Below are 8,974 nucleotides of genomic sequence, written 5' to 3' on the forward strand. Positions count from 1 at the left end.
CAAGTCTTTTTAAGTTGGTAAAATTATTTTTTAGTTCGGTTTTTCAGCGCAAAAATGCATCCAAATTTATTTTTTTGCCATAGTGGCATGATTTTTTTCATTTTTATAATTGACAGCAGCTTTAACGAAAGCCACAAACAACGGATGTGGATTGGTAACGGTACTTTTATATTCGGGATGGTATTGTACGCCAACAAACCAGTTATGCGCAGGAACTTCGACAATCTCTACTAAGCCCGTTTCAGGATTTGATCCTGTGGCAATCATTCCTGCATTTTGAAATTGGGTTTTATAATCATTATTAAATTCATATCGATGGCGGTGGCGCTCTAAAATCTCGGTGGTTTTATAGACATCCATGGCAATACTCCCTTCTTCCAGTTGACATGCCCAGGCTCCAAGGCGCATGGTACCACCTTTATCGGTAATATCTTTTTGAGAGTTCATCAAGTCAATTACAGGGTCGGTTGTATGCGGGTTCATCTCAGTAGAATTAGCATTCTTTAAACCCAAAACATTCCTTGCATATTCAATAACTGCCATTTGCATTCCTAGACAAATTCCTAAAAATGGAATATTGTTTTCCCTCACATATCTTACGGCTTCAATTTTGCCATCTACACCACGTTCGCCAAAACCAGGGGCAACCAACACAGCATCTAAATGTGCTAACTTTTCAGAAGCATTTTCGACGGTTAAAAATTCAGAATGTATGGATTCGACATTCACTTTAACTTCATTTTCTGCTCCGGCATGAATAAAGGATTCCAAAATGGACTTATAAGAATCTTGTAATTCTACATATTTTCCAATCAATCCAATAGTCACTTCACTCTTTGGATTTTTAAGTCGTTTTAAAAACTGATTCCATTGGGTCAAATCTGGCGCATCACTTTGAAGCCCTAATTTTTTAAGAACCACTTTATCCAAACCTTGCTCCAACATCAAATTAGGAACATCATAAATTGTAGAGGCATCAATAGATTGAATAACGGCTTCTTCACGAACATTGCAGAACAAGGCTAATTTTCGACGTAAATCCAAAGGCAATTCATGTTCTGATCGGCACACTAAAATATCGGCCATCACACCACTTTCCATCAATGTTTTGATGCTGTGCTGTGTAGGCTTTGTTTTCAATTCGCCAGCTGCCGACAAATAGGGCACTAAGGTTAAATGGATTACGATGGCATTTTGCTCACCCAAATCCCATTTTAATTGTCGTACCGCTTCTATATAAGGTAAGGATTCTATATCGCCAACGGTGCCACCAATTTCGGTAATGACAATATCATAGTCACCAGATTTTCCTAGAAGTTGGACCCTATTTTTAATCTCATCGGTAATGTGTGGAATCACCTGAACGGTTTTTCCCAAAAACTCACCGCGACGTTCTTTTTCAATAACACTTTGATAAATACGACCTGTGGTCACATTATTTGACTGACTTGTGGGTACATTCAAAAAACGCTCATAATGACCTAGATCCAAATCAGTTTCTGCACCATCATCGGTCACATAGCATTCGCCATGCTCATAAGGGTTCATAGTACCTGGATCGACATTTATATAAGGATCCAATTTTTGGATGGTGGTTCTATAACCTTGCGCTTGCAGTAACTTTGCCAAAGAAGCGGCAATAATCCCTTTGCCCAAGGAAGACGTTACTCCGCCCGTTACGAATATGTATTTTGTAGTAGATGCCATGATGCGTTATTAAACGCAGGCAAATTTACAAAATTAAAATAGTTATTGGAGCATCAAATTTTAGTTATTTCAAGTATCTATCCGCACCTATTATTATAAATCAAACAACTGAATTACAATTTATTACCCTAATAAATATTCTTTCGATAACTTAATAAAATGAAATTATCAATAATAAAAAACAGAATCGAACAATCATTTCCTATAAATTTAGATGCCAACTATTGAACAGAATTCCGTAGGTTTTATTTTCAGATTTACACTAATTTTAAAAACAATTTTGTGCTTCGAAATCAAAATCATGAGATATTATCCTTATTTTTAAATTCACACTTAAAACATCAAAATGACTTATACACAAAAAATGCTCAGAGATGATGCCCTCAAAGGAAAAACCATTGTAGTAACAGGCGGCGGCAGCGGATTAGGTAAAGCCATGTCCAAATATTTCATGGAATTGGGTGCCAATGTTGCCATCACTTCTCGCAATCTCGAAAAGCTGAAAACGACGGCCACAGAACTGGAAAACGAAACCAACGGCACTTGCCTCGCCCTGCAGTGTGATGTGCGTCACTTTAACGAAGTCGAAACCATGTTACAAAATGTACTTGACAAATTCGGCAGTGTTGATGTGCTGCTCAACAATGCTGCGGGAAACTTTATTTCACCAACAGAACGCTTGTCTCCCAATGCGTTTGATACCATTATTGACATTGTTTTAAAAGGCAGTAAAAATTGCACATTGGCTTTTGGAAAACATTGGATCGATTCTAAACAAACTAACAAAACCGTACTTAACATTGTAACAACTTATGCTTGGACGGGCTCCGCCTACGTCGTACCAAGTGCTACCGCAAAAGCCGGCGTATTGGCCATGACGCGAAGTCTTGCTGTGGAATGGGCAAAATATGGCATCCGTTTCAATGCTATTGCTCCTGGACCATTTCCTACAAAAGGTGCTTGGGACAGACTCCTTCCTGGCGACTTAAAAGATAAATTTGATATGGCTAAAAAAGTACCGCTAAACCGTGTGGGCGATCATCAAGAATTAGCTAATCTAGCGGCATATCTCGTTTCTGATTTTTCGGCATACGTTAACGGTGAAGTCATTACCATTGATGGCGGCGAATGGCTTAAAGGGGCAGGACAATTCAATATACTGGAACAAATTCCCAAAGAAATGTGGGATCAATTAGAAGCCATGATACGCGCCAAAAAAGGTTAAAATCTAAAGTAATTTTAATTAAGATGTATTCACTTCAAAATACTTAAATCAAAGTGAGAAGGCAAAACAAATAAGGCTAGGCACAAAACAACACCAAATTAAACCACTAAAGACAAAACCTTAGTGGTTTCACATTTTTAAAGACCTTCTCTTTTTAAATCAGGATCGGTTTGTTAACAAGTAACATTTTTTAAACTCGCAAATAATTGTATTTTTACGGCTACTAAAACCAGATTATTTAATGGGCAAAATTATTGCAATAGCCAATCAAAAAGGAGGCGTTGGAAAAACCACGACTTCAGTAAACTTAGCCGCTTCCTTAGGTGCATTAGAGAAAAAAGTACTTATTATAGATGCCGATCCACAAGCGAACGCTTCATCTGGCCTTGGCGTAGATGTTGACAGTGTTGAAGTAGGATCGTACCAATTAATTGAGCATTCTGTAAAAGCAGAAGACTGTATCATTCCTACAAACGCACCAAATGTAGATATTATTCCAGCACATATAGATCTCGTAGCTATTGAAATTGAACTTGTTGACAAGGATGAACGTGAATATATGCTCAAAAAAGCGATCAGTCATTTAAAGGAAACTTATGATTATATTTTAATTGATTGTGCACCATCTTTAGGCCTTTTGACCCTTAATGCATTGACGTCTGCCGACTCGGTTATCATTCCAATTCAGTGTGAATATTTTGCATTGGAAGGTCTGGGCAAACTTTTGAATACCATCAAAAGCGTACAACGCGTGCACAATCAGGATTTGGACATTGAAGGCATGTTATTGACCATGTACGATGCACGTTTACGTTTATCAAACCAAGTGGTTGAAGAAGTTCAAAAGCACTTTAGCGATATGGTTTTTGAAACCATCATCCAGCGTAATGTGCGTTTGGGAGAAGCACCAAGTTTTGGCGAAAGCATCATTAATTATGATGTGAGCAGCAAGGGCGCTACCAATTATTTAGATTTAGCAAAAGAAGTTATTAAAAAGAACGGTTAATGGCGAAGGCAACACAAAAACAGGCATTAGGAAGAGGATTATCAGCACTTTTAAAAGATCCGGCAAACGATATCAAATCGGTACAGGATAAAAATGCCGATAAAGTCATTGGGAATATTGTAGAATTAGAATTGGAAGCCATTGAAATCAATCCTTTTCAACCACGTACCAATTTTAATGAAGAAACGCTTAAAGAACTTGCGTCATCCATTAGAGAACTAGGTGTAATACAACCCATTACCGTTAGAAAACTTGATTTCAACAAGTACCAATTAGTTTCTGGGGAACGTCGTTTTAGAGCTTCAAAACTTATTGGTCTGTCGACTATTCCGGCATATATCAGAATTGCAAACGACCAGGAATCTTTGGAAATGGCTTTGGTCGAAAACATCCAACGTCAAGATTTAGATCCAATAGAAATTGCGTTATCGTACCAACGTTTGATTGACGAAATTCAGTTGACACAAGAACAAATGAGTGAACGTGTGGGTAAAAAACGCTCTACGATTGCCAATTACCTTCGTCTTTTAAAACTCGATCCCATCATCCAAACCGGTATGCGCGATGGTTTTATATCTATGGGCCATGGTCGGGCCATCATCAATATCGAAGATCAATCTGACCAATTGGATATCTACGAAAAAATCCTGACCGATAAACTATCTGTTAGAGATACAGAGTCATTGGTTAAAAACTATCATCATAAAAACGAAAACGAAACTGCCACCACCGAAAAAACTGAATTACCGAGTTTTGTTCAAAATGGCATCAAAGAGTTTTCAGAATACTTTGGACAAAAAATTAACGTTAAAGTAAACAAGAAAGGAAAAGGGACCATTAGCATTCCTTTTCATTCAGAAGAAGATTTTAACCGGATTAAAAAACTCGTTCAAAGTGTCAAATAAGCGTATAAATACACCACTTTATATTTTATTCTTTTTCTGTTTCTATGGTTTCGCTCAAACCGAAACCGATACTATTCCTGCCAATATTGACAAAAATGTGGTAATAGACAGCACCATTATTGTTCGAGAACCCATGAATATTTTGGCACCTTCCAGAGCCGCTTTTTATTCGGCAGTTTTACCCGGTTTGGGACAAGTTTATAATAAAAAATATTGGAAAGTCCCAATTGTTTATGCCGCTTTGGGTACAGGCGTTTATTTTTATTTGGATAATGACAAAGTGTATAAGCGCTATCGGAATGCCTATAAAAGCAGATTGGCCGGCCATACTAATGACGAGTTTTATGGTGATGGCCCAGCGCCAAAAGTTTCGAATGATGGGCTAATTAGGGCACAAAACACCTTACGCCGTAATAAGGAATTATCCTTGCTGATCACCTTTGGAATTTATGCGCTTAATATCATCGACGCCAATGTGGACGCACATTTACTGCAATATAATTTAGATGAAAATTTGGCTTTAAAGCCTCATTTTGAATATAACGAACAAGAAAACTCTACCAATTTGGGAGTTACTTTGAATTTTAAATTTTAACCATGAAATGAGCATTATCAAAATTCGACCAAAAACACGAATCAAGACTTGCGAATTACAAAAGACCATTAAAAAACAATAAATATCCACTTATGAAAATCGCACTTTTAGGATACGGCAAAATGGGAAAAGCCATTGAGCAAATTGCACTTAAACGAGGTCATGACATTATTTTAAAAGTTGATCGGGATAATAGCGACTATAATTTTAATAATGTGGACGTGGCGATTGATTTTAGCACGCCAGATTCGGCAGTGGTTAATATTGTTAACTGTTTTGAACATCAGATCCCCGTTATTTCGGGCACCACCGGATGGCTGGAACACTATGATCATGTGGTTGCTTTATGTAAAGAAAAAAACGGCACTTTCCTTTATGCTTCCAATTTTAGCCTTGGGGTCAATATATTTTTTGAATTGAACCGAACACTGTCAAAATTGATGAGCAATTTAACCGAGTACGATATCAGTATGGAAGAAATCCATCACACACAAAAGTTGGATGCGCCAAGTGGTACCGCTATTACATTAGCTGAGGAAATTCTTAAAAATTCGAAATACGGAACTTGGACACTTGATGCCTCAAAACCAGAAGCATTACACATCAATTCGGTACGTAAGGACAACATTCCTGGCACTCATGAAGTTTGCTACACCTCACCCGTTGACACCATTGAAATTAAGCATACAGCGCATAACCGCGACGGATTTGCTTTGGGTGCTGTGATTGCCGCCGAATGGATTGCCGATAAAAAAGGCATTTTCTCAATGAAAGATGTGTTAAACATTGGTTAACTTATTGGTTATTTTTAAATTGCAATTTACGATTTACAATATATTTGTAGAACTGGTCACCTCTTCAAGATTTTAAAAATGTTGAGTGGTGATCTTAAAAAATTAAATAGTATCAGATGACATTTACGCAGTGGTTTATATTCTTTTTCGTGGTGCAAATCATCCACGGAATTGGCACATGGAAATTATATGTAAAAGCAGGACGACAAGCGTGGGAAGCTTTTGTGCCTGTTTATAATGCCGTCATTTTGATGAAAATCATCAACCGACCTTGGTGGTGGACCATCTTATTGTTCGTGCCCATTGTCAACCTGATTATGTTTCCTGTAGTTTGGGTAGAAACCGCCAGGAGTTTTGGAAAATCGACAACCACAGACACTGTTTTAGTATTGCTTACTTTTGGATTTTATCTGTATTATCTTAATTATCTGACCAATGTAGAATACATAAAAGATAGAAGTTTACAACCAAAAACAGCAGCCGGTGATTGGATCAGCTCTATTCTTTTTGCAATTGTTGCCGCTACAATTGTCCATACTTATTTTATCCAACCCTTTAATATTCCAACCTCATCGTTAGAAAAAACATTGTTGGTGGGCGATTTTCTATTTGTAAGTAAATTTCATTATGGTGCCAGACTTCCAATGACTACGGTAGCTGCGCCAATGGTTCATGATACGCTTCCTATTTTAAACATAAAATCCTATCTCACAAAACCAGAATTACCCTATATGCGACTTCCTGGTTTTCAAAAAATTAAGCGCAATGATATTGTGGTGTTTAATTGGCCTGTAGATACCATGTTGGACATGCGACATACCGATAAGTTTTACTACAAACCTATCGATAAAAAAACCAATTATGTAAAACGTAGTGTTGGTTTGCCAGGCGATACCTTATCTATTAAAGATGGTTATGTTTATATCAATGGCAAACAAAACGTGTTGAACGATCGTGCAAAAATCCAATTTTCATACAGCATCACCTTTAAAGGTCAGATATCATCAAACGCACAAGTTTATGATATCCTAAAGCGTTTTGATATGACCGATGGTTTAGGTTATGACCAAGCTACTGAAGAGTGGATTATTCCTGCGGCCACTGAAGAAGCTGCGGCTAGAGCTAAAAACCATCCAAATATTGCTTCGATTGAAATTAGAAAAGATTCTTTGGGACATCGCGATGCTGGAATTTTCCCGATGAATCCAGCATATAACTGGAACAACGATTACTTTGGACCATTATATATTCCCAAAAAAGGAGCCACAATTACTTTGACTCCAGAAAACCTGCCATTATACAAACATGCCATTAAAGCTTATGAAGGGCGTGACATATCCGTACAGGGCAATCAAATTAGTATTGATGGCAAGGTTACCGACCACTATACCTTTACAAAAGATTATTATTGGATGATGGGAGATAACCGTCATAACTCGCAAGATTCCAGAGTATGGGGTTTCGTACCTTTTGATCATGTTGTTGGAAAACCTGTTTTTGTTTGGATGAGCTGGGATGGTCTTAAAAATCCGCGATGGGAACGTTTTTTCACTACCGTTGGTGGTAATGGCAAACCGGTCTCCTACCTCATTCCGTTTTTAGTTTTACTGGGTGCATTTTTCGGTTACAATACTTGGCGTAAAAAGAAAGCTTCAAAATAGCAGTGTTTAAACCACACTTTTAAATTATGGACATTCTGCTTCATCCTACTTATTTTCCAAGTATCACTCAATGCGTTGCAATGATTCAGGCGAAAAAAGTAACTTTTGAAGTTTGTGATAATTTTCAAAAGCAAACCTATAGAAACCGCATGAATATTTACGGTTCGCAAGGAAAAACATCTTTGACGATTCCGGTGATCTATACGCAAAAGAACAGACAGCTTTACAAGGATATTCTCATTTCAAATGATGAAAAATGGCAGGATCTGCATTGGAAATCCATACAATCCGCTTATAGCAGTTCACCATTTTTTGAGTTTTATGAAGATGATTTACTTCCGATTTTCAAAAGTGAGGCCACGCATTTAATGGCATTTAATCTAACGTGCTTAAATGCTGTTTTAGAATGTTTACAGCACGAATTAGATTACGACTTCACCCAGGAGTTTGAATTAAATCCTATCTCTAAAACAGACTATCGTTATTTGGCAAACCATAGAAAAGAAACCGAGCAACCCCTAAAACCTTACGTTCAAGTATTTGATGAAAAACATGGGTTTATTCCTAATTTGAGCATTCTTGATCTGATTTTCAATGAAGGTCCAAATGCGTTGTTATATCTTGAACGGCAACAACTTCCACAATAATGTTACAACCCATAATACATTACGGAATACATTTTGGATTGCCGCTATTTGTAGCCTATTTCTTTTTTAAATCGCATTGGAAAATGGCTTATCTCATTATGATTGCGGGGATGTTAATTGATTTGGATCATTTATTGGCGACGCCAATTTTTTCTCCTGGACGTTGCAGCATCAACTTTCATCCGCTTCATACGTACTACGCGATTGCTGTTTACTTCGGTTTTTTGTTTTTTAAGAAAACCCGGATTTTAGGCCTTGGATTGGTCATTCATATACTGGCAGATAGCGTGGATTGTTTGATGATGTAGAAATCAAGAATACTGACTTGATCATCACTTATTATTTCACAGAGCTCCACGGAATTTCACAAAGTTACACTGAGAAAAAAGAAATATATTTGTATTTTAAAACTTCTGAATTCTTAAAATATGCCC

At 37.3% G+C, this 8,974-nt stretch carries 9 protein-coding genes; 8 read left to right on the forward strand and 1 reads right to left on the reverse strand.

Annotated features, from left to right (window positions below; translation table 11 throughout):
• Positions 1-66 precede the first annotated feature (66 nt).
• Positions 67-1,707, reverse strand: coding sequence for a CTP synthase (locus VNJ50_RS01890; RefSeq protein ID WP_325578514.1), 1,641 nt, complete (start codon positions 1,705-1,707; stop codon positions 67-69).
• Positions 1,708-2,053: 346 nt separating this feature from the next.
• Between VNJ50_RS01890 and VNJ50_RS01895 the strand changes: the two genes are divergently transcribed.
• The 8 genes from VNJ50_RS01895 to VNJ50_RS01930 all read left to right on the forward strand — a co-directional run bounded on the left by VNJ50_RS01895 (position 2,054) and on the right by VNJ50_RS01930 (position 8,848).
• Positions 2,054-2,932, forward strand: coding sequence for an SDR family oxidoreductase (locus VNJ50_RS01895; RefSeq protein WP_325578516.1), 879 nt, complete (start codon positions 2,054-2,056; stop codon positions 2,930-2,932).
• A gap of 241 nt (positions 2,933-3,173) precedes the next feature.
• Complete coding sequence (locus VNJ50_RS01900; RefSeq protein WP_325578518.1) at positions 3,174-3,938, forward strand: AAA family ATPase; 765 nt, start codon at positions 3,174-3,176, stop codon at positions 3,936-3,938.
• Positions 3,938-4,843 (forward strand): ParB/RepB/Spo0J family partition protein, encoded by a 906-nt coding sequence (locus tag VNJ50_RS01905; protein WP_325578520.1) that lies wholly within the window; start codon positions 3,938-3,940, stop codon positions 4,841-4,843. Before VNJ50_RS01900 ends, VNJ50_RS01905 begins: the two co-directional genes overlap by 1 nt.
• Positions 4,833-5,438 (forward strand): DUF5683 domain-containing protein, encoded by a 606-nt coding sequence (locus VNJ50_RS01910; RefSeq protein WP_325578522.1) that lies wholly within the window; start codon positions 4,833-4,835, stop codon positions 5,436-5,438. Before VNJ50_RS01905 ends, VNJ50_RS01910 begins: the two co-directional genes overlap by 11 nt.
• Before the next feature lie 92 nt (positions 5,439-5,530).
• On the forward strand, positions 5,531-6,232 hold the full coding sequence (dapB, locus tag VNJ50_RS01915; RefSeq protein ID WP_325578524.1) for a 4-hydroxy-tetrahydrodipicolinate reductase: 702 nt from the start codon (positions 5,531-5,533) through the stop codon (positions 6,230-6,232).
• 116 nt (positions 6,233-6,348) lie between these two features.
• Positions 6,349-7,893 (forward strand): signal peptidase I, encoded by a 1,545-nt coding sequence (gene lepB, locus VNJ50_RS01920; RefSeq protein WP_325578525.1) that lies wholly within the window; start codon positions 6,349-6,351, stop codon positions 7,891-7,893.
• A gap of 26 nt (positions 7,894-7,919) precedes the next feature.
• Complete coding sequence (locus tag VNJ50_RS01925) at positions 7,920-8,540, forward strand: WbqC family protein (RefSeq protein WP_325578527.1); 621 nt, start codon at positions 7,920-7,922, stop codon at positions 8,538-8,540.
• Entirely contained in the window at positions 8,540-8,848 is a 309-nt protein-coding gene (locus tag VNJ50_RS01930) for a DUF6122 family protein (protein ID WP_325578529.1), read from the forward strand. The genes VNJ50_RS01925 and VNJ50_RS01930 overlap by 1 nt, the downstream gene beginning before the upstream one ends.
• The last annotated feature ends 126 nt before the right edge of the window (positions 8,849-8,974 follow it).

The organism is Gelidibacter sp. (genome assembly GCF_035577925.1).
Classification (GTDB): domain Bacteria; phylum Bacteroidota; class Bacteroidia; order Flavobacteriales; family Flavobacteriaceae; genus Gelidibacter.